The sequence below is a fragment of the Sphingomonas sp. ID0503 genome (genome assembly GCF_048565625.1).
Taxonomy (GTDB): domain Bacteria; phylum Pseudomonadota; class Alphaproteobacteria; order Sphingomonadales; family Sphingomonadaceae; genus JBLZUR01.
Genome location: NZ_JBLZUR010000002.1, coordinates 2424168 through 2446995, shown reverse-complemented (window position 1 = coordinate 2446995; position 22828 = coordinate 2424168). Strand labels below are relative to the sequence as shown.

Annotated in this window: 24 protein-coding genes, 1 pseudogene and 1 other annotated feature; of the genes and pseudogenes, 11 read left to right on the top strand and 14 right to left on the bottom strand. The window is 65.3% G+C overall.

The features are described 5' to 3' along the window. Positions 1–173: 173 nt before the first annotated feature. Both ACM608_RS12975 and ACM608_RS12970 read left to right on the top strand, forming a co-directional pair. Positions 174–446 carry a cytochrome c-type biogenesis protein gene (locus ACM608_RS12975; RefSeq protein ID WP_419683683.1) on the top strand — a complete coding sequence of 91 codons (273 nt, stop codon included), beginning with the start codon at positions 174–176 and terminating at the stop codon, positions 444–446. Then, positions 443–1078, top strand: coding sequence for a tetratricopeptide repeat protein (locus ACM608_RS12970; RefSeq protein WP_419683681.1), 636 nt, complete (start codon positions 443–445; stop codon positions 1076–1078). The genes ACM608_RS12975 and ACM608_RS12970 overlap by 4 nt, the downstream gene beginning before the upstream one ends. Positions 1079–1164: 86 nt before the next feature. Here ACM608_RS12970 and ald read toward each other — a convergent pair whose 3' ends face one another. Next, positions 1165–2259 carry an alanine dehydrogenase gene (gene ald, locus ACM608_RS12965; RefSeq protein ID WP_419683679.1) on the bottom strand — a complete coding sequence of 365 codons (1095 nt, stop codon included), beginning with the start codon at positions 2257–2259 and terminating at the stop codon, positions 1165–1167. Positions 2260–2391: 132 nt separating this feature from the next. Between ald and ACM608_RS12960 the strand changes: the two genes are divergently transcribed. After that, positions 2392–4338, top strand: coding sequence for a potassium transporter Kup (locus ACM608_RS12960; protein WP_419683677.1), 1947 nt, complete (start codon positions 2392–2394; stop codon positions 4336–4338). 113 nt (positions 4339–4451) lie between these two features. On the opposite strand, the gene ACM608_RS12955 is transcribed toward ACM608_RS12960, so the two are convergent. Beyond that, positions 4452–4619, bottom strand: coding sequence for a type II toxin-antitoxin system RelE/ParE family toxin (locus ACM608_RS12955; RefSeq protein ID WP_419683675.1), 168 nt, complete (start codon positions 4617–4619; stop codon positions 4452–4454). Next, complete coding sequence (locus ACM608_RS12950) at positions 4619–4795, bottom strand: CopG family transcriptional regulator (RefSeq protein WP_419683673.1); 177 nt, start codon at positions 4793–4795, stop codon at positions 4619–4621. The genes ACM608_RS12955 and ACM608_RS12950 overlap by 1 nt, the downstream gene beginning before the upstream one ends. Before the next feature lie 293 nt (positions 4796–5088). On the opposite strand from ACM608_RS12950, the gene ACM608_RS12945 reads away from it, so the two are divergent. Beyond that, the gene (locus tag ACM608_RS12945) at positions 5089–5670 is read left to right on the top strand and encodes a PRC-barrel domain-containing protein (protein ID WP_419683671.1); all 582 of its coding nucleotides are present in this window, start codon (positions 5089–5091) and stop codon (positions 5668–5670) included. Between the two features lie 14 nt (positions 5671–5684). After that, entirely contained in the window at positions 5685–6188 is a 504-nt protein-coding gene (locus tag ACM608_RS12940) for a 2'-5' RNA ligase family protein (RefSeq protein WP_419683669.1), read from the top strand. Positions 6189–6211: 23 nt separating this feature from the next. Here the strand turns inward: ACM608_RS12940 and ACM608_RS12935 are convergent, their stop codons facing one another. Further along, positions 6212–6607 carry a hypothetical protein gene (locus ACM608_RS12935; protein ID WP_419683667.1) on the bottom strand — a complete coding sequence of 132 codons (396 nt, stop codon included), beginning with the start codon at positions 6605–6607 and terminating at the stop codon, positions 6212–6214. A gap of 464 nt (positions 6608–7071) precedes the next feature. Here ACM608_RS12935 and ACM608_RS12930 point away from each other — a divergent pair, with 464 nt between their 5' ends. The 5 genes from ACM608_RS12930 (at position 7072) to ACM608_RS12910 (ending at position 9464) form a co-directional block, all read left to right on the top strand. After that, positions 7072–7542 carry a ParB/Srx family N-terminal domain-containing protein gene (locus tag ACM608_RS12930; RefSeq protein WP_419683665.1) on the top strand — a complete coding sequence of 157 codons (471 nt, stop codon included), beginning with the start codon at positions 7072–7074 and terminating at the stop codon, positions 7540–7542. Positions 7543–7629: 87 nt separating this feature from the next. Next, on the top strand, positions 7630–8145 hold the full coding sequence (locus tag ACM608_RS12925) for a hypothetical protein (protein WP_419683663.1): 516 nt from the start codon (positions 7630–7632) through the stop codon (positions 8143–8145). A 32-nt stretch (positions 8146–8177) separates the two neighbouring features. Further along, a protein-coding gene (locus ACM608_RS12920; RefSeq protein WP_419682130.1) for an IS5 family transposase occupies positions 8178–8938 on the top strand; the annotation gives its coding sequence in 2 pieces (ribosomal slippage) (positions 8178–8511 and positions 8511–8938; 762 coding nt in all). A 3-nt stretch (positions 8939–8941) separates the two neighbouring features. After that, positions 8942–9190, top strand: a complete 249-nt coding sequence (locus tag ACM608_RS12915; RefSeq protein ID WP_419685202.1) for a DNA methyltransferase — start codon at positions 8942–8944, stop codon at positions 9188–9190. Between the two features lies 1 nt (position 9191). Further along, positions 9192–9464, top strand: coding sequence for a DUF5681 domain-containing protein (locus tag ACM608_RS12910; protein ID WP_419683661.1), 273 nt, complete (start codon positions 9192–9194; stop codon positions 9462–9464). Positions 9465–9673: 209 nt separating this feature from the next. On the opposite strand, the gene ACM608_RS12905 is transcribed toward ACM608_RS12910, so the two are convergent. Next, on the bottom strand, positions 9674–10030 hold the full coding sequence (locus ACM608_RS12905) for a hypothetical protein (protein ID WP_419683659.1): 357 nt from the start codon (positions 10028–10030) through the stop codon (positions 9674–9676). After that, complete coding sequence (locus ACM608_RS12900; RefSeq protein ID WP_419683657.1) at positions 10027–10473, bottom strand: hypothetical protein; 447 nt, start codon at positions 10471–10473, stop codon at positions 10027–10029. Before ACM608_RS12900 ends, ACM608_RS12905 begins: the two co-directional genes overlap by 4 nt. A 157-nt stretch (positions 10474–10630) precedes the next feature. Here ACM608_RS12900 and ACM608_RS12895 point away from each other — a divergent pair, with 157 nt between their 5' ends. Then, positions 10631–11791, top strand: coding sequence for an IS110 family transposase (locus tag ACM608_RS12895; RefSeq protein ID WP_419682330.1), 1161 nt, complete (start codon positions 10631–10633; stop codon positions 11789–11791). An 825-nt stretch (positions 11792–12616) separates the two neighbouring features. On the opposite strand, the gene ACM608_RS12890 is transcribed toward ACM608_RS12895, so the two are convergent. The 8 genes and pseudogenes from ACM608_RS12890 to ACM608_RS12855 all read right to left on the bottom strand — a co-directional run bounded on the left by ACM608_RS12890 (position 12617) and on the right by ACM608_RS12855 (position 22820). Next, on the bottom strand, positions 12617–12757 hold the full coding sequence (locus ACM608_RS12890; RefSeq protein WP_419685272.1) for a hypothetical protein: 141 nt from the start codon (positions 12755–12757) through the stop codon (positions 12617–12619). A gap of 55 nt (positions 12758–12812) precedes the next feature. Then, positions 12813–13672 (bottom strand): annotated as a pseudogene (locus tag ACM608_RS12885) (IS3 family transposase); the annotation flags it as partial. Next, positions 13340–13455: a sequence feature (AL1L pseudoknot), on the bottom strand. (Overlaps the previous pseudogene by 116 nt.) A gap of 76 nt (positions 13673–13748) precedes the next feature. Beyond that, a complete protein-coding gene (locus tag ACM608_RS12880; RefSeq protein ID WP_419683656.1) occupies positions 13749–15416 on the bottom strand; it encodes an alpha-amylase family protein in 1668 nt (555 codons plus the stop codon). After that, entirely contained in the window at positions 15413–16996 is a 1584-nt protein-coding gene (locus tag ACM608_RS12875) for an alpha-amylase family glycosyl hydrolase (protein ID WP_419683654.1), read from the bottom strand. The genes ACM608_RS12880 and ACM608_RS12875 overlap by 4 nt, the downstream gene beginning before the upstream one ends. Then, the gene (locus ACM608_RS12870) at positions 16993–17994 is read right to left on the bottom strand and encodes an SDR family oxidoreductase (protein ID WP_419683652.1); all 1002 of its coding nucleotides are present in this window, start codon (positions 17992–17994) and stop codon (positions 16993–16995) included. Before ACM608_RS12870 ends, ACM608_RS12875 begins: the two co-directional genes overlap by 4 nt. Then, positions 17991–20231 (bottom strand): GMC family oxidoreductase, encoded by a 2241-nt coding sequence (locus tag ACM608_RS12865; RefSeq protein ID WP_419683650.1) that lies wholly within the window; start codon positions 20229–20231, stop codon positions 17991–17993. The genes ACM608_RS12870 and ACM608_RS12865 overlap by 4 nt, the downstream gene beginning before the upstream one ends. Further along, positions 20224–21030 carry a hypothetical protein gene (locus tag ACM608_RS12860; RefSeq protein ID WP_419683649.1) on the bottom strand — a complete coding sequence of 269 codons (807 nt, stop codon included), beginning with the start codon at positions 21028–21030 and terminating at the stop codon, positions 20224–20226. The genes ACM608_RS12865 and ACM608_RS12860 overlap by 8 nt, the downstream gene beginning before the upstream one ends. A 5-nt stretch (positions 21031–21035) precedes the next feature. Beyond that, positions 21036–22820, bottom strand: a complete 1785-nt coding sequence (locus tag ACM608_RS12855) for a thiamine pyrophosphate-requiring protein (protein ID WP_419683647.1) — start codon at positions 22818–22820, stop codon at positions 21036–21038. Between the last annotated feature and the right edge of the window lie 8 nt (positions 22821–22828).

Here is a 22828-nt window from a genome sequence, read left to right as displayed (position 1 = left end):
ACCGCCCCTCCACCATCCTTCGGATGGTCCCCCTCCCCAACCGAGCTTGGGGAGGATGTTTGGCCCTCCTCCTCGCCACGACCCCCGCCCACGCGGACTCCACACTCCCACCCGCCCACTGGGCCAACCGCCAGCTCCCGGACCCCTCCCAAGAGTCAGCAGCCAAGGACCTCATGGCCTCGCTCCGCTGCCTCGTCTGCCAGGGCCAGTCGATCGCCGATTCGGATGCCGAACTCGCCGGCGACATGCGCGCGCTCGTCCGCAGCCGCATCGCCGCTGGGGAGAAGCCCGACGCGATCCGCCAGTGGCTGGTCGATCGCTACGGCGCGTGGGTCACCTTCCGCCCACCGGTCGAGCCGCTGACCTGGCCGCTCTGGGCCGCACCCATCCTCTTCATCCTCGTCGGCCTCGTCCTGGCGCGCGGCCGGTTCCGGAGGCGGCGTTGACCGGCCTCCTCATCGCCATCGCCCTTGCAGCCGCGCTCCTCGCGCTCACCTGGCGCTTCGCCCGGCTGGATCGCGGCGCGCTGACGCTCCTCGCCGCCGCGCTCGCCATCGGCCTCGCCGGCTATGCCTGGCAGGGTCGCCCCGGCTTGCCCGGCAAGCCCGACACCGCCAGCACCGCCCAGCGCCCGGACAGCTTCTTCGAAAAGGAGCGGTTCCGCTGGTTCACCGCCGTGGGGCTGGAGGGCCAGTGGCTGACCTTCGCCGACGCCCTGATCCGCCAGGGCGCCACCCAGAGCGCGGTCACCGCGATCAGGAGCGGCCTGCGCGAGAACCCGAAGAGCGTCGCCCTCTGGACCGGCCTCGGCAACGCACTCACCGCCCATGCCGAGGGCCTGGTCACCCCCGCCGCGCAACTCGCCTTCGATCGCGCCGCCGCCCTCGATCCCGCCAACCCGGCCCCCCGCCTGTTCCTTGGCGAGGCGCTCCTCCGCTCCGGCCAGATCGACGCCGCGGAAGCCGTATGGAAACGCCTCCTCGCGAGCGCGCCCGCCGACGCTCCGTGGCGCGGCGAAATCGAAATGCGCCTCTTCGTCACCGCCAAGCTCCGCGAAGCGATGACTGCGCGCAAATAACCCCGGTGCCGTTCGCGCTGAGCCTGTCGAAGCGCCAGCGCCGACGGTCTCACCGGCGCTTCGACAAGCTCAGCGCGAACGGCCGGTCAGTTGAAGGGTAGGTCGAGCGCCTCCGCCACCGCCTTGTGCCGGATCCGCCCACCCGAGACGTTCAGCCCGTTCGCCAGATGCGGGTCCGCCGCCATCGCCGCTTCCGCGCCCAGCCCGGCCAGCTTCACCACGAACGGCAGCGTCGCATTGTTCAGCGCAAAGGCGGAGGTCCGCGCCACCGCCCCCGGCATGTTCGCGACACAATAGTGGATCACCCCGTCCACCTCGAACACCGGGTCCTCATGGGTGGTCGCATGGCTCGTCTCGAAGCATCCGCCCTGGTCGATCGCGATATCGACCAGCACCGATCCGCGCTTCATCGTCCTGACCATCTCGCGCGTCACCAGCTTCGGCGCGGCGGCACCCGGCACCAGCACCGCGCCGATCACCAGATGCGCGTTCTTCACCGCCGCAGCGATCGCCGCCTTGCTGGCATAGGCGGTCTTGATCTGGCTGGAAAAGAACATGTCCAGCTCGGCCAGCCGGTCGTTGTTGATGTCGTAGATGGTGACATCCGCCCGCATGCCCACCGCCATCTGCGCCGCGTTCACGCCCGACACGCCGCCGCCGAGAATCGCAACCTTCGCCGGCGCCACCCCCGGCACGCCGCCCAGCAAGATGCCGCGCCCGCCCTGTTCCTTCTCCAGGTAATGCGCGCCGACCTGCACCGACATGCGCCCCGCCACCTCGGACATTGGCTTCAACAGCGGCAGGCCCCGGTTGTTCGACGTTACCGTCTCATAGGCGATGCACGTCGCGCCCGACTTCATCAGCCCCTCCGCCTGCGGCTTGTCGGCGGCGAGGTGGAGGTAGGTGAACAGCAAATGCCGTGCCTCCAGCATCGCGATCTCGGCCGGCTGCGGCTCCTTCACCTTCACGATCATGTCGGCGGCCTTGAACACCTCCGCCGCCGTGCCGGCGATCCGCGCGCCGACCTTCGTGTAATCCTCGTCGTCGAAATCGATGCCGGACCCGGCCCGCGTCTCGACGATCACCTCGTGCCCCTGCGCGGTCAGTTCCGCGACGGAGGGCGGGGTCAGGCCGACCCGGTATTCGTGGTTCTTGATTTCCTTCGGCACGCCGATGCGCATGGATCGTCTCCTGTCTCTTGACGTTCACAACCGCGCTCATGCTGTTGGGTTGCCGCATTGCACGGCTTTCGGGCCAGTGCTAGGGCGCGCGACGCGCGGCCAGGGGCGGCAGCGCGTGGAGCCATACCCAGCGTGACATCGGCGGCCGAAGCGTCAAAGGGATCTCTGGGCGATGCGTCCGGCACCGCGCCGGACCTCATCCACGAAGCGCACGGCCACGGGCCGAAGGGACTGCCCGCGCTCGCGCTCGGCGCGGTCGGCGTCGTCTATGGCGATATCGGCACCAGCCCGCTCTATGCGATGAAGGAGACGTTCATCGGCCATCACAAGCTGCCGCCCGACGCACTCCACATCTTCGGCGTGCTCAGCCTGATCTTCTGGTCGCTGGTGATCATCGTCAGCCTCAAGTACATCTTCGTCATCCTCCGCGCCGACAACAAGGGGGAGGGGGGTAGCCTCGCACTCCTCGCCCTCATCCAGCGGCGGACCGGCGGCAGCGGTCGCTGGTCGCGCGGCCTCGTCCTGCTCGGCGTGCTGGCGACCGCCCTGTTCTTCGGCGATTGCATGATTACCCCGGCGATCTCGGTGATGTCCGCCGTCGAGGGCCTCGTCGTGGTCCAAAGCGGGTTCGAGCCCTTCGTGCTCCCCATCGCCGCCGGCATCCTCATCGGCCTGTTCATGATTCAGGCGCATGGCACCGACATGCTCGGCCGCTTCTTCGGCCCGATCATGCTGGTCTACTTTCTGACCCTCGCCGTCCTCGGCGTCCTCAGCATCATCCAGCGGCCGGACATCCTTCAGGCCGTCAACCCCGTCTGGGCCTTCCGCTTCTTTCAGGCGGATACCACGCTCGCCTTCCTCGCTCTCGGTTCCGTCGTGCTGGCGCTGACCGGCGCGGAGGCGCTCTATGCCGATATGGGCCATTTCGGCCGCCGTCCGATCCAGGCCGCCTGGGTCTGGCTGATCTTCCCCGCGCTGCTCCTCAACTATGCGGGGCAAGCCGCGCTGATCCTCGACACGCCGAGCGCTGTCGAGAATCCGTTCTTCCTTCTGGCGGCGGAGGAGCTGCGCCTCCCCCTCGTCGTCCTCGCCACGCTCGCCACCATCATCGCCAGCCAGGCGGTGATCACCGGCGCCTTCTCGGTCTGTCAGCAGGCGGTGCAGCTCGGCTTCATCCCGCGCCTCAGGATCGAGCATACCAGCGCCTCCTCGCTCGGCCAGATCTACGTTCCCGCCGTCAACTGGGCGCTGATGATCATGGTCATGCTGCTGATCCTGACCTTCCGGGAATCGTCCAACCTCGCCGCCGCCTATGGCATCGCGGTGACCGGCACGATGTTCATCACCACCTGCATGCTGGGCGTGCTGGTGTTTCGCGTGTGGAACTGGCCGAAGGCGGTGGCGGCGGGCGCGCTCGGCCTATTCCTCGTCATCGACGGCCTCTATTTCGCGTCGAACCTCACGAAGGTGCCGGACGGCGGCTGGTTCCCGCTCCTCATCGGCCTCATCGCCTTCACCGCGCTCACCACCTGGGCAAAGGGGCGGAAGCTGATGATCGACCGCCTGCAGGAATCGGCGATCCCCGTTCCCGTCTTCATCAAGTCTGCGGTGAACTCCGCCACCCGCGTGCCCGGCACCGCCGTCTTCATGACCACGTCGGAAAACGGCATCCCCCACGCGCTCCTCCACAATTTGAAGCACAACAAGGTGCTGCACGAGCGGGTGATCCTGCTGACCGTGAAGATCGAGGACATGCCCTATGTCGGGCCGGAGAAGCGGATGCGCTTCGAGGATCTCGGCCAGGGTTTTTTCCGCGTCGTCCTGCGCTACGGCTTCATGCAGGAAACCAACGTCCCCGGCGCGCTCGCCACCGTCACCGAATGCGGCCCGCAGTTCCGCATGATGGACACCAGCTTCTTCCTCGCCCGCCAAACCCTCATCGCCTCGTCGCGGCCGGGCATGGCGATCTGGCGCGAAAAGCTCTTCGCCTGGATGCTCCGCAACGCCGAAAGCGCGATGGAGTTCTTTAAGCTGCCGACCAACCGCGTGGTCGAACTGGGCAGCCAGGTCGAGATTTGAAGTAGTTGAGCGCCGGCGTCTATTCGTCCGCTGCGTGGGCACCATGTTTGATGCGTAGGATGAAGATCACATCGTCTAGGTCCGGTAGCGCAGCACATAGGGCCAGACGATCGTCATCTCGCGCCGACCTCACCCGCATCGCGTCCGCGCTCCGGGAACTCGGCCAGACTCTCAGCCAGGGCGATTAGCCGTGCTGCAGCCGCTGGATTGAAGGCCGCTATATAACTCGAAATCGCATCGAGGTTCTCGACGGCCTCTGCCGTCCACTCGATCCTCAGCATCAGTCCCCGATATGCGGCTTGGGCAAAATCCTGCCCGTTCCCCAGGATCGCAGCCAATGGCGTACGGCATTGTGACCGATCGTCCGCCCAGCAGCGACATCTGCTTCCGCCCGAGCGTCAGCTTCAACTTCGGCTTGGGGATCGGCATCGTCGAAGAGAGCGCGATCGATCTTCATGCGCGGCTTCTATCACGGCGGGCGAAGGCTCGGAAGCGAGCGCCTGTGACAACAGGCTTTTGCGTTCGGACGACGGGCGGACAAATCTGCTGTCCTACAGCGCGCCCAAGGGTTCATGGCCCCGAGATGAAGTTCGGAACGCATCCCGGTAGAACCCCGTACCATCGCCTCGGCCCGCTCGCGTCCGCTGAATGGACGTTTTCCGGCGTGACGTAGTGTCAACTTAGTAAACTTCCGACCGCCGGAACCCCCGTTCGCGTGGTGCGTCCCCGTCCCGCTTGAGAGGAGCGCTCATGGAAACCACCGCCAGCCTGTTCGCCGCGATCACCACCACGCTCGCCGCGATGATGACCGCCGCCAATCTCGGCCCGCGCGTCACCGGCTGGGGCTTCGTCGTGTTCACCCTCGGCGCGGTCGGTTGGCTGGTGGTCGCCTGGGTCACCGGCCAGACCAACCTCCTCTGGCAGAACGGTATCCTCCTCCTCATCGACATCGTCGGCATCTGGCGCTGGCTGGGTCGCGAGGCGAGGGCGGAGGAGGGGGCGAAGCGCGCCGCCGAGAAGAGCGAGGCCGCACCCCGCCCGACGCTCTTCCCCGCCAGCCGCCTGAAGGGTTCGGCCGTTCTCGGCCCCGATCAGGACACTACCGTCGCCCATTCGGTCGACGCGATGGTCGAATGCGACAGCGGTCGCATCGCCTTCGTCGTCCTGCGCGAGGGCGGGGTGGGCGGCATTGCCGAGCGGTTCCACGCGCTGCCCTGGGACCGCTTCGACATCTGCCAGGGCGACTTCACCGTCGATCTGGATGCCGACACCATCCGCGCTCTCCCGGCGATCGAGGAGGCGGACTGGCCCGCCGCCCTCCGCCCCGCCTGACTTTTCACGACGCCATGATCGCGCCGATCATCGTCACGGCCTTGCTCGACGACGCCAGCTTCGCCTGGGCCGACGGACTTCGTCGCGCGCACTTTCCGCCTGAACGGAACGTCCTCTCGGCGCACCTGACGCTGTTCCACCACCTGCCGCCGAGCCTGTCGGGCGAGCTGGATCACCGCCTGACAGCCGTCAGCGCCGGCCCTCCGCTCCCCGCCTCGGCCGCCTCCCTGATGTCACTCGGGCGCGGTGTCGCGTTCCGCATCGATTGCCCCGGCCTCGCGACGATCCGCGAAGATCTCGCCGAAGCCTTCGAACTGGTCCTCACCCCTCAGGACCGCGCCGGCTGGCGCCCGCACATCACCATCCAGAACAAGGTCGCGCCGGAGGAAGCACGAAAGCTCATGGATGACCTACGCGCCGACTTCCGCCCCCGCCCGATCACCATCACCGGCCTCGCCAGCTGGTACTATCGCGACGGCCCTTGGGAGGCGATCGGTCGCTACACGTTCAGGGGATGAGAGTGGACGACGGCACGACGAATTCATCGGCGCGTGATCTGAAGGATCAGGGCATGGAGCAGGGCCTCGTTGAGCGCCTCATCGTTAGGCTCCGGTGCGGTCATCATGGATACGGCGCCGACTGCTGTCGTCCAGAGCATGGCGACGGCAGCGTCCGGGGTCGTCGTCAGCAAACCATCGTGATGCAGCGTGGCGAGATCGCGTCTCAGGCGCCGCAAATTGAGTTGGAGGGCCAAAGGCGGCTCTCCGTCCAGAACGCTTGCGATCAGCACTCGTGCCAACAGCGGTTCGGCCCCCGCGAAACGGAGCAGGGCGCGCCATGCCGTCCGGACCGCTTCTAGGGGGCCGTCGGCCTGCTTTCCACGACGATAAGATGCCATGACCTCAATAAAGGATGCGTTCACCGCGGTGGCATGCAATCCTGGAAGGTCACCGAAGTAGTAGTACGTCTAAATGCATGAAATTTGCGGTAACTTATGGAAGTTCCTACCATCGGCGAACTGGAGAAGAACAGGAAAGGTAACCGGATAGATCTGGAGAAGGGCTGGATAGGTTCCGGAGAGCAGGCGCACGCGGATATGCGCGCCCATCGACCTCTTCGTTGACGCCTTCCTGGACGCAAGTCACGCGAGCTTGCTTTACTTTTTTAGCTAAGCGCACCTTACAAATTGGGCGGTCTAAGCGGCCTGCTATTGGCGCTTAGTCGAAGTATTGACAAAGATAAACTTTGACATATTTCAATGCAGCGCGACGATATATTAACCTTGAGCCGACAATTCGGAAGGCACGGCTATGTATGAGAGCGCTATCAATGGGAGAAGCACGTACGTTATCAGCTGCGCGGAAGCGCAACGTTGCCGCCGTTCGGGTCCAGATCACGCATATGCCGGTCGCCAGCCTCAGACCAGGACCGAATGCCACCAGGAAACGCAGCCGTCAGCAGATCCGGAGGATTGCTGAGAGCATCGCCGAGTTCGGCTTCGTGTTCCCGATCACCGTCTATGACGATGGCGTGGTCGCGAGCGGCTTCGGTCGTCTGGACGCTGCGAAACTTCTGAATCTTGAGGAGGTGCCGGCTGTCAGGCTGGACCACCTTACGAAGGAACAGGCGCGCCTGCTGGCACTCGCCGACAACAAGCTTGCCGAGGGCAGATCCTGGGACCTGGACGCGCTCCGTCAGGAGTTTTTCGAGATCGGGCGGGGGGCCCCCGAGATCAATCTCGGCAGCAGCGGTTTCACCATCGGCGAGCGAGATGTGCTGATCGGTCGACACCGCGTCGATGAGCTCGCCGATCTCGACGAGGCGCCGGAACCGGTGCGTGCCCCGGTCAGCGTTGTGGGTGATCACTGGTAGCTTGGCCGGCACGAACTGATCTGTGGAAGCGCAACCGATCCGGCGGTCATCTCGGCCCTTGCCCGCGACAGACAGTTCCGAGCCGTTGTGAGTGATTTACCATACAACGTGCCGATCAAGAACAATGTCTCTGGCAATGGCCGGACCCGGCACGACGACTTCGTGATGGCCACGGGCAAGATGTCGCCCGAGGAGTTCACCGCCTTCCTGGTCTCGGCCGTAACGGCGCTGCAGCCTCACCTAGTGCAGGGGGCTTTGCTCTACCTCTACCAGGACTGGCGGCATCTGAGCGAGCTTCTTGGGGCGGCGGCGTCTTGCGACCTAGCCTATCTCAACCTGCTGGTCTGGGCGAAGGACAACGCAGGGCAGGGCGCTCTATACAGGTCCGCGCACGAACTCATCGGCGTGTTCCGGCACGGCAATGCGCCTCACCGAAACAACATCATGCTGGGCAAGAACGGTCGTAACCGCACAAACGTTCTGCACTACCCTGGCATGACCAGTTTCGGCCGCGGCAGAACCAGATCGCTGGAGCTGCACCCCACGGTAAAGCCGGTCGCCATGATCGCCGATCTAGGCTCAGGACCCTTTACGACGGCGTGAGCATGTGATTCCAATCGGGTCGGAGGTGAGCCATGTCCGACCTGATGCTGTTGTCGCGCGCACAGATGGCGCGCATCGAGCCGTTCTTCCCGCGCTCGCGCGGGCTGCGGCGGGTTGATGATCGACGGGTGGTGAGCGGGATCGTCTACGTCATCCGCCACGGCCTCCAGTGGAAGGATGCGCCGGCTGGCTACGGACCGCACAAGACGCTGTATAATCGCTTCGTGCGGTGGAGCCGGCTCGGCGTGTTCGAGCGCATATTCGCAGGGCTCGCGGCCGAGGGTGCCCCGCCCGAACGGCTAATGATCGACGCCACCCACCTGAAGGCGCACCGCACGGCGGCGAGCCTTGCCAAAAAGGGGCTGCTCCCCGCTGCATCGGCCGGACCAGAGGCGGGCTGAACTCGAAGCTCCACGCCGTTTGCGACGGACAGGGGCGCCCCGTCGCGATGCTGCTGACCGAAGGGCAGATGAGCGACCACAAAGGTGCTGCCCTGCTGTTGCCGGTCTTGCCGCCTGCCCGCGAACTGCTCGGCGACCGCGGCTACGACAGCAACCGCTTCCGCGCCGCACTCGCTCAACGCGGGATCGCGCCCTGCATCCCGTCCACCCGCTCGCGCAAGGTGCCGATCCCGCACGACACCACCCTCTACCGCCAGCGTCATCGCGTCGAAAACATGTTCGCCCGCCTCAAAGACTGGCGACGCATCCACACACGCTATGACCGATGCGCGCACACCTTCTTCTCGGCCATCTGCATCGCCGCCGCCATCATCTTCTGGCTACCACAATGAGTCCTGACCCTAATCCTCGACTCCACGGCGCCCGGTGAACTCGTGCTGGACAGCTTTGGAGGATCAGGAACGACACTGATTGCCGCGGAGAAGACCGACCGCACCGCCTGCCTTGTCGAACTCGATCCGCGCTATGTCGATGTGTCCATCAGGCGCTTTGAAGCCGCGACAGGGCAACGGGCGCGACACGCGGGAACCGGCATGACCTTCGCTGACACCGCCGTCGAGCGGACCTCCGGAAAGGAGCGCTGACATGGCCCGGAAACGCAACACCGGGGTCGGCCGGGGCAATGGCGAGGGATCTAGGCGGACGCAGTTCAAGGACGGTATGCCGTCCGGTAACCCAGAAGGGCGCCGGCGCTCAAAGGCGAGGGCACTTGCAAACACCGACCTGGCCAGAGCCTTCAAAAAGGCACTGACCGGCGACGTCTTCGTCTCGGAAAATGGTCGAAAGCGGAAAGCGCCTTTGACCGAGGCAATCGCCCTTTCGTTAATGGACAGCTTCAACAAAGCAAACATCCGCTAAAAACTAGCTATTGCGCGGTTTTTGCTCGATCCAGCGCTTTCGATAGCTGAGCCCGTGTCCCGCAAGCCGACGCCGCAATCAATCTACGACTTCGTCGAAGGTCTCGCTGAAGACGCCCGGAGGGAGGAGGCCCAGTGGCCATAAGAACCCCCGCGCATCATCTTGGAGGTGGCCCGGTTAGTTCCTGTTGAGGCCCAGTTCGCGGGTCATCAGCTTGCGCTTCCAGACATTGTCCATGGCGAGGATGTCCTCGGGCGTATCGGCTGAACCCGCGACCTGCAGGACGCTGACGGTGAAGTCGCGGGATCGCGCCCGATGAGCGCAACGTTGCCGCCATGGCCGTTGACACGGTAGTCGGTCCAGCGTTGCCAAGAGCCGCCTTCGGCGGCGGCGGAACCGACATAGAGGCTGCCGTCGCGGGGGCAGGTCAGGAGATAGATGCCGCGGGCGGCCACCAGACGCTGGATCCAGGACGGCGGCGCTTCGGCCAGGGCCGAGAGCGGCGCGAATAGGTCCATCAGCCCCGGGAACGGCTTCTCCGCGCCGTCCAGGTGCAACTCGGTCACCAGCTTGTCCTGAAGCTCCGCCCGCTGGTTCCAAGCCCGCTTGCCGAATGATCCGCCACCCCAGTCGATGTAGAGCCGATATAGGGCCTGAGATGGTTGCTAAGCCTCGTCTGGTAACGATCGGCGTCACCGGCGGGCAGAACCTCTCCTGTCGCCAGATGGACCGCCTCGGGCACGTTTACCGCGTCACCTGCCTCATAGAGGCCGGCGAACATCGTACGGCCCTCCCATGTGCCGACAAAGGCCGCCCAGTAAGGGCGCGCGAAGCTCGTCCGCTGAGCCGCCTTCTGGATCGACTGGTAATCCTCAAAGCCCGCCCGATCGCCATGCCAGATGTCGAGAAGCGTGCGGCCGCCGGAAAGCGGCGTTTGATGCCGGAGAAGGCGGACCTGCGTGGGATCGATCCCGGCGTCCTCCAGAAGCATGTTGAAGCGAAACGGCATTGGTCACCCCCGTCGTCGAGGTGCGCCTCCGCTTCCGCCTGGCCGCGATCGCCGCACCTATGTCCTCTCGGGGCGGCGGCCTGTCGGCCGGTTGTGGTTTAGCTGAGGTCTTCTCTGTCCGGCGGGTGCACGATGGCGCGCGGAAGGAGAGAGCGCGATGACCAAGAAGATCAGCAATCCCGAGATCCTGGCTGTGCGGGCGGCGGCCGAGACGGACCCGGCGCGGGGCCGCGTATGGGTCGGCCTCGATGTGGGGCTCAAGTCGACGGCGGTGTGCGTGCTGGATGGCGACGGCAAGGTCGTCCACCAGTGCTCGATGAAGACACATCCGACCGAGATCGGACGTTACCTGGCCAAGAATTTCGCTTCCAACGTGGCGGTGGTCGGCATGGAGACGGGCGCCATGTCCGTGCACCTGTCGGGCGGCCTGCGCCGGCTTGGCTACCAGGTGGCGGTGATGGACGCGCTCCAGGTGCATCGTGTGCTCTCCTTGAAGCGCAACAAGACGGACGCCAACGACGCCCGCGGCATCGCCGAGATCACGCGCACGGGCCGCGACTATCTGACGGAGGTCTACGTCAAGAGCGCGGCCTGCTACGAGGTGCGCGCGCAGCTCATCATGCGGCACCGGCTGGTGCAGCAGCGGCTCGCCAACGAGAACATGATCCGGGGGCTGCTGCGCGTCTATGGCGGGCGGGTCGAGCCCGGCGCCAAGTCGGCCGCCACCTATCGCGACCGTGTGATCGAGCAGCTGATGCAGATCCAGGATCGCGACGGGCTGAACATGCGCCCGCGCATCCTGCCGGTGCTCGACCTGTGCGAGCGGCTCCAGGCCGACGCGGAGCGGATCGAGACCGAGCTGGAGATGCTCGCCGCCGCCAACCCGATCTGCCGGCGCTTCATGGCGGTGCCCGGCCTCGGCGCCATCACCGCCTTGTCGTTCTTCACAGCCATCGAGGAGCCGTCCCGTTTCCACCGCGCCGACGATGTGGCGGCCTATCTCGGGCTCACGCCCAGGGTCTACCAGTCGGGCGAGAGCCTCACCCACGGCAAGATCAGCAAGATGGGTAACCGGCTCACCCGTACCCATCTCGTCACCGCTGCCACCGTGCTGCTGTCCGCCACCAAGACCTTCTCCTCGCTCAAGGACTGGGGTCTACGGCTCGCCAAGAAGGTCGGCTTCAACAAGGCCAAGGTGGCGGTCGCGCGCAAGCTCGCCATCATCCTGTTCGGAATGTGGCGCGACGGCACCCACTTTCAGTTCAAGGCCGAGACGGTCGAGCCGCACCGCCAGATGATGCAGGCGGCGCGCGCCTGACAGCCTTTCACCCCATCCGTCCTCATGGACGGTACGATCCTCCCGGGAGGCGGAGGGACCGGCGACTTCGCTTTGAACGTTGGGGCAGCGATGACCCCGAGCTACGGTTGTTGGAGCGCCACCCTTCGATACGAACCGACCCCAATGTGGCGTGCGACACAGAACATGGCTGCCTTACGCAACCATCGCATGACCCCGAAGAGACTGTTGCACCCCGGGTTGATCAACACCGAACACAAGGACGTTGCCAGAAAAGGCGAACCATGATGAAGTAGCACTGCCAGCGTCGCCCCGCCACAGGGGACCTCAGCTAGAGAATGTTGGAAACCTGGTCGATGATCAGGCGCATGCGCCTTTACCGGCAAGCCGGCTGGACATGCGCGCATGCCACCCGGCCTCAGCTGAAGCTGTGACCGAGCATGCGTAGAGGGGTTTCGACGCCCCGCTCCCGGCTTTCACAGGAGCGGGGTCAGATTGCTCGAATGCCGGCGACAGGCAAGTCGAATGTGCAGTGGCGGCAGCGAGGTGGCGATTGGGCCGGCCAGGGATCGATGGCACGGTGATGAGGATCAGCTTGACGTGCGACGGTGGTTCGCTCCGCACCGTCCCGATCGACTATCCGCGCTCGTCAGCTCGAAAGGGGCGACTGGTCGAACTTGGCTAGCAGGTCGGCGACATCGGCATACAAAGCAGTCGCACCTGCGTCCTTCAACTGAGCCGTGCTGAACGGACCAGACGTCACTCGCGGGGTTCGATATCGCCTCGATGGCGTTCCTGGTGTCGATCTTACCCCTGCTTCGGAAGGGGACCACGGCTAAAATGCGCTCACAGGCCGAAGAGAACGACGCCAATCGCGGCATCCTGCTCGTACATAACCGGCGTTGTCATGCTGGCCGTAATGGCGTCGGTAGCGTGGGTGCCCACCGGCGAGAAGGACGCGTCCGGGACTGCGCTGTCGATTGGCACGCTCCTCCTGGCATGGACATTCTCGCACGCGGTGAACCGCGCCGGGCCTGCCGGAGGCTTTGGGTTGCGGGATGTTGCCGATGGGCTCAAGCAGCCGACGATGGTTGAACCAATCGACCCATTCGAGGGTCGCGTACTCGACCGCTTCGAAGCTGCGCCACGGTCCACGCCTGTGGATCACCTCGGCCTTGTAGAGGCCGTTGATCGTCTCGGCCAAAGCGTTGTCCATGTCGCGACGTAGGTGAAGTCCGACACCCACAGCATGTTCGGCGCTGGCGCGTAGAACCTGCGGTTGACGTGATCGAGCGGGCACAGCACCGCTTTGTCGCTGATGGTCGTGCGCACCGGCTTGCCTCGGATCACCTCTGCCAGGCCCATCTCACGCATCAGCCGTTGCACGGTGCAGCGCGCTATCGGGAAGCCCTCCCGGATCATCTGCCGCCAGACCTTGCGGACGCCGTAGACCGCGAAGTTCTCGGCGAACACGCGCGCGATCTCGGGCCTCAGGGCGACATCCCGCTGCGCCCGCGTCGACAGGCGTGCTGGATCCTGCCGCTGTGCGACGCGCTCATGATAAGTGGATGGGGTGATCGGCAGGACGCGGCAGTTCGGCTCGACCCCGTAAGCATCGCGGTGATCATCGATAAACGCGATCATCGCCGGAACGGCGGTCGAGCTCCGCCTGTGCAAAATATGCGGACGCCTTGCGCAGAATCTCGTTGGCCTGGCGCAGCTCGCGGAATTCGCGTTCCAGCGCCTTCACCTTGTCGGCAACCTCGGTCGGGACACCGGCGCGCCTGCCGCGATCGACACCACCGCCGCCCAGCGGGAAGGATAATCACGCTCGTGATCGATCACCATCCGCACCGCTCGCTCGCGGACTTCCGGCGCAAATTTGTTCGTCGTCTTACTCATACAGGCTCCACCTTCTCAGGAGTTGGAGCCTCCGACAGACCCGGGGCGGTTCAGTTCGCCGCGCCGCTGGCGGAACTCAATGCTGGCCACCGTGCATATGTGTGAGCTCGTCCAGACCACCGTATCGGAACCAACGGTAGCCATGTGCTTCGATCATGATGTGACATAAACGATCTTCATCAGCTTCGCTGCGACAGGCGGTCTGGAGGCAGATCAGTGTTCGGGCGTCTGCCTGATCCCCCTTGCAATCGAAAGTGAACTCGATCGCTTGCCCACTGAAGTTGTGGATGTAGATTGAAGCCTCGCCCTGCCAATCGTATCGCAGAGCAAGGATGCTAGCCGGGCTATCCAGGACCGCGCATCGCCCGCGCCCCAGTTCGGGCAATTCCTTGCGTAGCCGAATGGCCCGTTCCGTCCAGTTGAGCAGCGAGTCGCGGTCGCTCCGCTGACCGGCGACATTGATCTGCTGATAGCCATAAGGACCGCGATCGATCGGCGGCCGTACCTGCGTTTCGGAGAGGGTAAAGCCACCGTTGACGGCTGCCGACCATTGCATCGGCGTGCGCGCGGCATCCCGTTCGGGCAGGTCCAGATCGTCGCCCATGCCGATCTCGTCGCCGTAGCGCAGCACCGGCGTCCCAGGCAGAGTGAGCATGAGACTGTAGGCCAGTTCGAGCCGCAGCCGATCGCCGCCCAGCATCGGTGCCAGCCGGCGACGGATGCCGCGATCGTAGAGCTGCATCTCAGGATCGGGGCCGAAGGCGGCGAATACGGTCGCGCGCTGCTCCTCGGTGAGGCGGCCGAGGTCGAGTTCGTCATGGTTGCGTAGGAAGTTCGCCCATTGTCCGGTCTCAGGTGGCTCCCCGGAAGTCACGATAGCTTCCTTGAGGAGCGTCGCGTCCTCGCTCGCCAAGGCATAGAAGAGCGCCTGGTTGACCGGGAAGTTGAAGATCATGTGGATGCGATCGCCGTCCGCGCCGAAATACTCTATTGCCTCGTTTGGCGGGATGTTTGCTTCCGCCAGCAATACGGCGTCCCCCTTGCGCCACTGGGCCATGGCGCGGATTTCCCGCAGAAGGTCGTAGGCGGGCTCGGGATCATCGACATTTATGCTGTCCGCGGCGATCAGAAACGGCACCGCGTCCATGCGGAAACCCGACACGCCGAGTTGCAGCCAAAAGCCCACGATCTTCATGATTTCCGCCTGAACATCGGGATTGGCGATGTTGAGATCCGGCTGGAACTCGAAAAAGCGATGAAAATACCAGGCCTTCGCCTCCCGACTGTAGGTCCAGGTGGATTTCTGCACGCCGGGGAAGACCACGCCTTTATGAGCGTCCGCCGGCTTCTTGTCTGCCCAGATAAAATAGTCGCGAAAGCGCGACTTGGGATCCGCCAAGGCCGCCTGGAACCAGGGGTGCTGGTCCGAGCAGTGGTTGACCACCAGGTCCATGATCACCCGCATGCCGCGCTGGTGACAGGCGTTCACGAACTCCACGAAATCGCCCGGCGAGCCGTAGCGCGGATCAACGCCGTAATAGTCGGCGACGTCATAGCCATGATCGCGGTGTGGCGACGGCTGAAAAGGAGCGACCCAAACAGCGGTGACGCCAAGCCCCTGAAGATAGTCGAGCCGCCGCATGGCACCGCGGAAATCACCGATGCCGTCGCCATTGGCATCGAGGAATGCGTCGAGCGACAGACTGTAGATGATCGCATTCTTGTACCAGAGGTCGGGGATCATGCCTCGTCCTCCCGGATGCGCAGGATCAAGCCTTCTCCGCCCGCAAGCTGTTGGGGCAGGTCGGAGAGGGAGCAGGCCTCCTGTGCGGAAAGCAGCACGTCGGCCCCGTGCCATTCGGCCGGGAGCACGAGCGGGACGCTTTCTGCCGACAGGTTCAGAAGCACGCCGATCGCCCGACCGCGCTGATACGCCAGTAGCTGCGGTTCCGATGCGACCCGGCGATAGGCGCCCGTCAAAAGGTCCGGCTCAGAGGAGCGCAGGCGAAGCAACGCGCGATGGAGATTGAACAGTGATCCCGGCGCTTTCCGCTGTACCGCTACGTTCCGCTCCCGGCAGTCGTTCGTCAGGGGCAACCAGGGCTCCCTTGCCGAGAAGCCGGCAAATCCTTCGTTCGACCACTGCATCGGAGAACGCGCCCGATCGCGATTGAACGCGACCCCCGGCTCGTTGATCGCCGCGGGATCGCGCGCCTGCACCTCCGACAGAGCTATGTCGTCAATGCCGATCTCGTCGCCATAGTAGAGCGTCGGCGTTCCGCGCAGCGTCAGCAGCAGCATCGCCGCGATCCGCGCCTGCTCCTCGCCCACCCGGGCGGCTATGCGTGGCTGATCGTGATTGCTCAGCACCCAGTTGGGCCAGCCGTCCTCCGGAAGTGCCCTTTCATATTCATCGATGAGCGCCCCGATCACATCGGCGCGCCAGGAACAGTTGATCAGCTGGAAGTTGAACGGCAGGTGGACGCCGCGATCGTCCTTGCCATAATAGGACATAAGCCGGTCGATCGGCAGGTAGATCTCGCCGATCAGCAGGCGGTCCTGATATTCCTCGATCACGCGGCGCAGCTCCGCGATCACATCATGCACCTCGGGCTGGTCGGCGGAATGGACCTGCAGGTGGCGATCGATGTCGGGCCGGCCGGGCCGGTAATCGGGATTGGGCGGATTGTCGCGAAACTGATCGTCCTTGATCAGGTGCCAGATCACATCGACACGAAAGCCGTCCACGCCCCTGTCGAGCCAAAAGCGCAGCACATCGTGCATCGCCGCCCGCACGTTGGGATTGCGCCAGTTGAGGTCGGGCTGCTCGGGCAGGAAGGCGTGATAATAATATTGCCCCGTGCGTTCGTCCCATGCCCAGGCGCTGCCGCCGAAATTGCTCATCCAGTTGTTGGGCGGGCCGCCGTCCGGGGCAGGGTCGCGCCAGATATACCAGTCGCGCTTGGCGTTGTCGCGGCTCGACCGGCTCTCCTCGAACCAGGGATGTCGGTCGGAACTGTGGTTCGGCACGAAATCGAGCAATAGCTTGAGCCCGCGCGCATGGGATTCCTCCAGCAGCCGGTCGAACGCGGCCATGTCACCGAACAGCGGGTCGATGTCGCGATAGTCCGACACATCATAGCCGAAGTCGGCCATGGGCGAGCGGAGGATCGGCGACAGCCATATCGCGCCCACGCCCAGATCGACGATGTGGTCGAGCCGGCGACGGATGCCCTCGATGTCGCCCACACCGTCGCCGTCGCTGTCCTGAAAGGATCGGGGATAGATCTGATAGAGTGCGGCCTCGCGCCACCACCGGCTCATCGCGTCTTCCTCCCCAGGAGCAGCGCGCCCCCTATGCCGGCGGCCAGAGCGCCCGCCGCGCCGAGCGCCGCACGATGCTTGCTCATCCACCAATGCGGGCTGTGTGTCCTGGCGATCGCGTCGAAACGGCCATGCGCGCCATGGTCGCCCGGCACCGGTTCGTAGAGATTGTCGCGATAGCCACGCGGGATCGCATCCTCGTCCTGCTGACCTTCGACGCCGGTCGCCCCGAGATAATGGTCAAGCATGGATGACGCGAAGCGATCACCCCATATCGCCTCCAGCGCAGGGAAGCCGACGATCACCTGCTTGCGCCGATGATGGGCGGCGAAGTGGATGGCGTCCGCGGCCACCTCCGGCTGATAGGGAGGGCTCGCAGGTCGGGCCTTCTTCGGTAGCGTGGTGCGGATCCAGTCGAACTGCGGCGTATTGACGCCGGGCAGTTGGACCATCGATACATGCACTTGGCTCTTGGCGTGCAGCAGCTCAGCGCGGATCGAATCCTGGAAGCCCTGGACGGCATGCTTCGCGCCGCAATAGGCGGACTGGAGCGGAATGCCTCGATAAGCGAGCGCCGAGCCGACCAGCACGATGCTTCCCCGGTCGCGCGGGACCATGCGCTTCAACGCCGCCATCGCGCCATGCACCTGACCATGATAGGTCACGTCGGTGACGCGGGCGTAGTCGTTCAGGTCCATGTCGAGGAACCGCGACATCACGCCCGCGAAGGCGGCGTTGATCCAGATGTCAATGGGACCGAAGCAGGCTTCCGTCGCCTCTGCGGCGGCTTCGACCGCCTGGGCGTCGGCCACGTCCAGCGGAAGCACCAGCGCCTCTCCGCCAGCCGCCTCCACGTCTCGCGCGGCGGCGTCCAATCCATCCTTGCCGCGCGCGATGAGCGCAATGCAGGCGCCGTCTCGCGCGAAGCGGCGCACGACGGCCCTGCCTACGCCCGCTGAGGCGCCCGTGACCACGATGGTGGGGCGGTTATCCTTCATAGCTCTCCCCTTTTTCCCATGGCGGCGATGCGGTCGGCTGTGCGGCAGGCAATGGCCTGGATGGTCAGCGAAGGATTGGCTCCGCCAACGGTCGGAAAGACGGAGCCGTCGCAGATCCACAGATTGGGGATGTCCCAGCTCCGGCAATCGGCATTGACGACGCTCGTCGCCGGATCGTCGCCCATGCGGGCGGTGCCATTGAGATGGCACGTATCCTCTTCCTCGTGCCAGATCTCGCGCGCGCCCACGGCTTCCAGGGCTCGCTCCATGAACGGCAGCGCATGCGCCAGCATGGCGCGTTCATTGTCACCGTAGGAGAAGGTGATACGCGGGATCGGCAGCCCGTACACATCGACTTCGTCAGCTAGGGTCACCCGGTTGTCCGGGGACGGCATCACCTCGCCCACCATCTTGAGGCCGACCGAATGGTTGGCGCGGTTCATCTCGGCGACAAGTGGCTGGCCCCACATTCGGCGCCCGCCCGCAAGCGTCTGCGCCCAGCCGATGGGTAGCGGTCCCTGGCTCATATAGCACCAGCCGCCATGATAATCCTTGCCGCGATCCTCGTAATTCCAATGCTCGGTGAGGGCCAGGCTGGGGGGCGCCTTGTAGGAGCGCACCTCCTGCTCCATCTGGCCCCAGACGGCCTGGTTGAGCTGAACCATCAGGTTGCGGCCGACCAGCCCGGAGGAATTGCCGAGGCCATCGGGGAACAACGCGCTAGCGGAATTCAGGAGCAGCCGGGGCATCTCGATCGCGTAGCCGGCGACGACCACGTTGCGCGCCTTCTGGAAGCTCCACTCGCCCTCGCGGTGATAATGAACCCCCGTCGCCGTGCCACGCGCGTCGGTTTCGATCCGGCCGACCATCGCGAGATCGCGAATCTCGGCGCCGGCCGCCAGTGCGCGCGGCAGCCACGTGTTGAGCACCGACTGCTTGGCGTTGGTCGAACAGCCGATGGTGCACATGCCGCGATAGACGCAAGGGTGCGCCTTGCCCCGCGGCGAGGATAGGGTGGCGATTGGCGCCTCGCTCCAGCCGATGCCCAGCGCCTCGGCTCCACGCGCGAGCAGCGCGGCGGGTGCGTTGAGAGGGTGCGCCCGCCGCGGGTAGCGCGGCCGCTTGGGGCCCCACGGATATGTCACCGGGCCCGCGATGGCGAGCGCCTGCTCGACCTCCGCATAGTAGGACCACATCTCGCGCCAGTCGATCGGCCAATCGGCACCATAGCCGAGTAGGCTCCGGCTCTTGAACCATTCCGGGCGAAAGCGCAGGGCAACCATGGCATAATGAACGGTCGACCCGCCGACTGCCTTGCCGCTGTTGTTCGTGCCCAGCTTCAGCGGGTTCGCGCCTTCCACGATGCGATCGTCGTTCCAGAAGAGCTTCGACTGGTGCCGCTCGTCGGACGCGAAATCCTCCAGCGGCCGCCAATAGGCGCCCGCATCGAAAGCCACGACGGAAGAGCCGGCTTCCGCCAGACGGCAGGCCAGGGTTCCGCCGCCCGCTCCCGTCCCGACGATCGCGAAATCGACAGCGTCGGTCTCGCGATGCTCGCGCATCGGCGTCCAGCCGCCGGGCACGAACACGTCGGGCGCCCGGCCGTGCCTCGCGCGCGGCTCAACCGACATGGCCGGGCCGCTCGACATCTTCGCTGCTCTCCCAGGGGTCGCGCCGATCCGCGTCGAGCCGCACATAGCCGCGCGGGTTCGCCGGTCCGCCGAAACCCATGGCGCTCCAGGCGGAGGGGTGGACCAATAGGCCGCGACCACATCGGGCACGAGCCGCCAGTTGAAGAAGATGGCCGGCAGCATGTCGCCCCACGCCGGGTCGGAGGCCTCGCCCGCCTCCGCCAGGCGCAGCAATCGGTCCTGCGCCTCGCCGTCGAGCGTATCGAAGGCGCGGCCGTGATGCGCGCGAGCCTCGGCCTCGAGCGCGTCCAGCCCGCGCGACCAGGCGGCGCGCAGCGGCGGAAGGCGGTGATGCCGAAAGCCTTCGCCGTCCGCGCCCGCCATCCTTTCGAGGAGGATGGCCGCCGCATTAATCGGCGGACGGCCGGGAGGCTGCGGTGTGATGCGATCGACCACGGCGCGGAGCGTCAGTCGTTGCCGGTCGGACAATATGTCCTCGCGCTCCGTCAGGGCGATCCGCTCCGCGACGATGCGGCGGGTGATCGCGTCCCAGCTTTCGCTGTCCGCTTTCGCCAGCACATCGTAACCGGGGAAGCGCTCAACCACGCGCACCGCCGATCAGCCGGAGCGCGCCGAGCCCCGCGACAGCGAGCCCGGTGAAGGCCGCCGGCGCCGGAAGCGGAGGACCGGCAAGGATGTTTTGCCGCCAGTTGCGCCAGCCCCCCATCCGCCGCGACACGCCATAAGCGTGGAACGCCGCACCCGCGAACCCCAGCGCCGCGGTAACGATCAGAAGCGCGGCGGTGGTCGGCCGCGCTCGTCCGGCGACGGCATCGATGGCAAGAGATGCAGCCGCGATAGGCGGCACGGCCACGGGGAGCCACATCGCCGGGTTTTGGAAGGCTCCTCTGAAGTGGAGCAGCGCCGCCTCGGCCGCCGTCCCCATGATACCGGCGGCGCAAAGCGCGCCAACGGCTCTGCCGTTGAAGATGATCGGCCCATGCGCGCGATCGGCCGCCGCGCCCAGTGCGCCCGCGAGGACGAGGGCGGCCGGTGCGCCGATCGGCGCCGCATGAAACAGATTGCCCCAGCCGAACCCGCCGGGGCGCTTGCCGATGTTGAACAGGTGAAAGCCCATGCCGATCAGCCCGACCGCCATGGCGCCGCCCTGGCCTGCCAGGCGGAACCCCGAGTCGGACGCGCCGCGGGCATCGACCAGCCGTGTACAGTCGATCGCGATGTTCACTGTCGACGTCGCGAGCGGCAGCAGCATCGCCGGATTGCGGAATGATCCCCGGTAATGTTCGACGCCGCTGTCCGCCAGCACGGCCGAATGCACCAATCCCGCGCCTGCCGACAGCAGCCGAATGGCGGAGTCCGGCCCGCGGATTGTCGCGCTCGCCAACGCACTCAACCCTTTGGCAAAATGCTGGCGAAAACCTGTCGCGCGGTGTTCTTGATCATCGATCCCTGTTCGGGATCGCCCTTGAACAGCAGGGAGGTGAATGCCTTCGCCTGGTCCAGGCTGATGTGCGGCGGTAGCGGCGGCACGTTGGGATCGGTCTTCATCTCCAGAACGACCGGCCGGCGCGCGGCGAGCGCACGATCCCATGCGGCGCCGACCTGCTCGGGATCGTCACAGAATATGCCTTCCAGTCCGATCAGCTCCGCGAACTTATGATAGGGCACGTCGGGTATCTGCTGGGTCGCCTCGAACTTGGGGTTGCCCTCCATCGCCCGCTGCTCCCAGGTGACCTGATTGAGATCCTCATTGTTGAGGACCATGACGATAAGGCGCGGGTCGGCCCACTTCTGCCAGTATTTCTGAACGGTGATGAGCTCGGCCATGTTGTTCATCTGCATCGCGCCGTCGCCGATCATCGCGATCACCGGGCGGTCGGGATGCGCGAACTTGCCCGCGATCGCGTATGGCACCGCCGCGCCCATGCAGGCCAGGCCACCCGACAGCGACGCCATCATGCCGCGCCTGATCTTGAGATCGCGGGCGTACCAGTTTGCACAGGAGCCGCTGTCGCTGGTCAGTATGGCGCGCTCGGGCAGGCGCGGGCTTAATTCGGTAAACACCCGCTGCGGATTGACCTTGTCTGCTTTGGCGTGGGCGCGATCGATCAGAGTTTCCTGCCAATCGGCGTTCCACTCGGCGATCGTATCTCGCCATGCCGTATCCGTCTTTCGCTGGATGAGCGGCAGCAGCGCCTCAATCGTGGCCTTCACGTCGCCGGTGAGGTTCACTTCCATCGGATAGCGGATCGACAGCATGCCGGGGTCGATATCGACCTGAACCCCGCGCGCCTGTCCCTCCTCCGGCAGGAATTCTGAATAGGGAAAGCCCGAGCCCAACATTAGCAGCGTGTCGCACTGCATCATCAACTCGTAGGACGGTTTCGTGCCCAGCAGGCCTATGGAACCCGTTACCCAGGGGAGGTCGTCTGGCAGCACCTGTTTCCCAAGCAGCGCCTTTGCACAGCCCGCCTGAAGGACGTCCGCGATGGCAATGACCTCATCCGTCGCTTCGCGGGCACCAGCACCGACAAGGATTGCGACCTTGCTGCCGGCATTCAGCACCTCTGCAGCGCGCCGAAGGTCGTTCTGCCGCGGCACGACCTCGAACGGAGACCAGCCGATGCCGGAGAAGACAGCGCCATGCTTGCGCGGCGGCTCCTCCATCTTCATGTCCTGAAGGTCGTTGGGAAAGATAAGCGCCGTGACACGCCGCTCGGCCATCGCGATGCGCACCGCCCGGTCGGTGAGGTGGCGCACCTGTGCCGGAACAGTGGCGTAGCCGGTGAACGCCCCGGCCACGTCCTTGAACATCGACGTGAGGTCCAGCTCCTGCTGATAATGCGCGCCCACGGCGCTGCGTGCCTGTTGGCCGACGATCGCCAGAACCGGCATATGGTCCATGCGCGCGTCGTACAGGCCTGTCAGGAGGTGGGACGCCCCTGGACCGGACGTCGCCAGACAGACGCCGAGTTCGCCCGTGAACTTCGCATGAGCGGAGGCCATGAACGCCGCCATCTCTTCATGGCGCACCTGCACGAACTCGAACTTGTCGGGCACCTTCTGCAGGGCGCCGAGCAGGCCGTTGATACCGTCTCCGGGATAGCCGAAGATGCGGCGCACGCCCCACTGGTGAAGCCGGTCCCAGAAATACTCCCCGACGGTCTGCGTCACATGCAGCC

Bases quoted from the DNA above. Each gene is read 5' to 3' on its own strand.
- ACM608_RS12975 (WP_419683683.1), top strand. From the start codon at position 174: ATGGCCTCGCTCCGCTGCCTCGTCTGCCAGGGCCAGTCGATCGCCGAT.
- ald (WP_419683679.1), bottom strand. From the start codon at position 2,259: ATGCGCATCGGCGTGCCGAAGGAAATCAAGAACCACGAATACCGGGTC.
- ACM608_RS12955 (WP_419683675.1), bottom strand. From the start codon at position 4,619: ATGCTGAGGATCGAGTGGACGGCAGAGGCCGTCGAGAACCTCGATGCG.
- ACM608_RS12950 (WP_419683673.1), bottom strand. From the start codon at position 4,795: ATGAAGATCGATCGCGCTCTCTTCGACGATGCCGATCCCCAAGCCGAA.
- ACM608_RS12945 (WP_419683671.1), top strand. From the start codon at position 5,089: ATGGAAACCACCGCCAGCCTGTTCGCCGCGATCACCACCACGCTCGCC.
- ACM608_RS12940 (WP_419683669.1), top strand. From the start codon at position 5,685: ATGATCGCGCCGATCATCGTCACGGCCTTGCTCGACGACGCCAGCTTC.
- ACM608_RS12930 (WP_419683665.1), top strand. From the start codon at position 7,072: ATGCCGGTCGCCAGCCTCAGACCAGGACCGAATGCCACCAGGAAACGC.
- ACM608_RS12910 (WP_419683661.1), top strand. From the start codon at position 9,192: ATGGCCCGGAAACGCAACACCGGGGTCGGCCGGGGCAATGGCGAGGGA.
- ACM608_RS12900 (WP_419683657.1), bottom strand. From the start codon at position 10,473: ATGCCGTTTCGCTTCAACATGCTTCTGGAGGACGCCGGGATCGATCCC.
- ACM608_RS12895 (WP_419682330.1), top strand. From the start codon at position 10,631: ATGACCAAGAAGATCAGCAATCCCGAGATCCTGGCTGTGCGGGCGGCG.
- ACM608_RS12880 (WP_419683656.1), bottom strand. From the start codon at position 15,416: ATGATCCCCGACCTCTGGTACAAGAATGCGATCATCTACAGTCTGTCG.
- ACM608_RS12875 (WP_419683654.1), bottom strand. From the start codon at position 16,996: ATGAGCCGGTGGTGGCGCGAGGCCGCACTCTATCAGATCTATCCCCGA.
- ACM608_RS12870 (WP_419683652.1), bottom strand. From the start codon at position 17,994: ATGAAGGATAACCGCCCCACCATCGTGGTCACGGGCGCCTCAGCGGGC.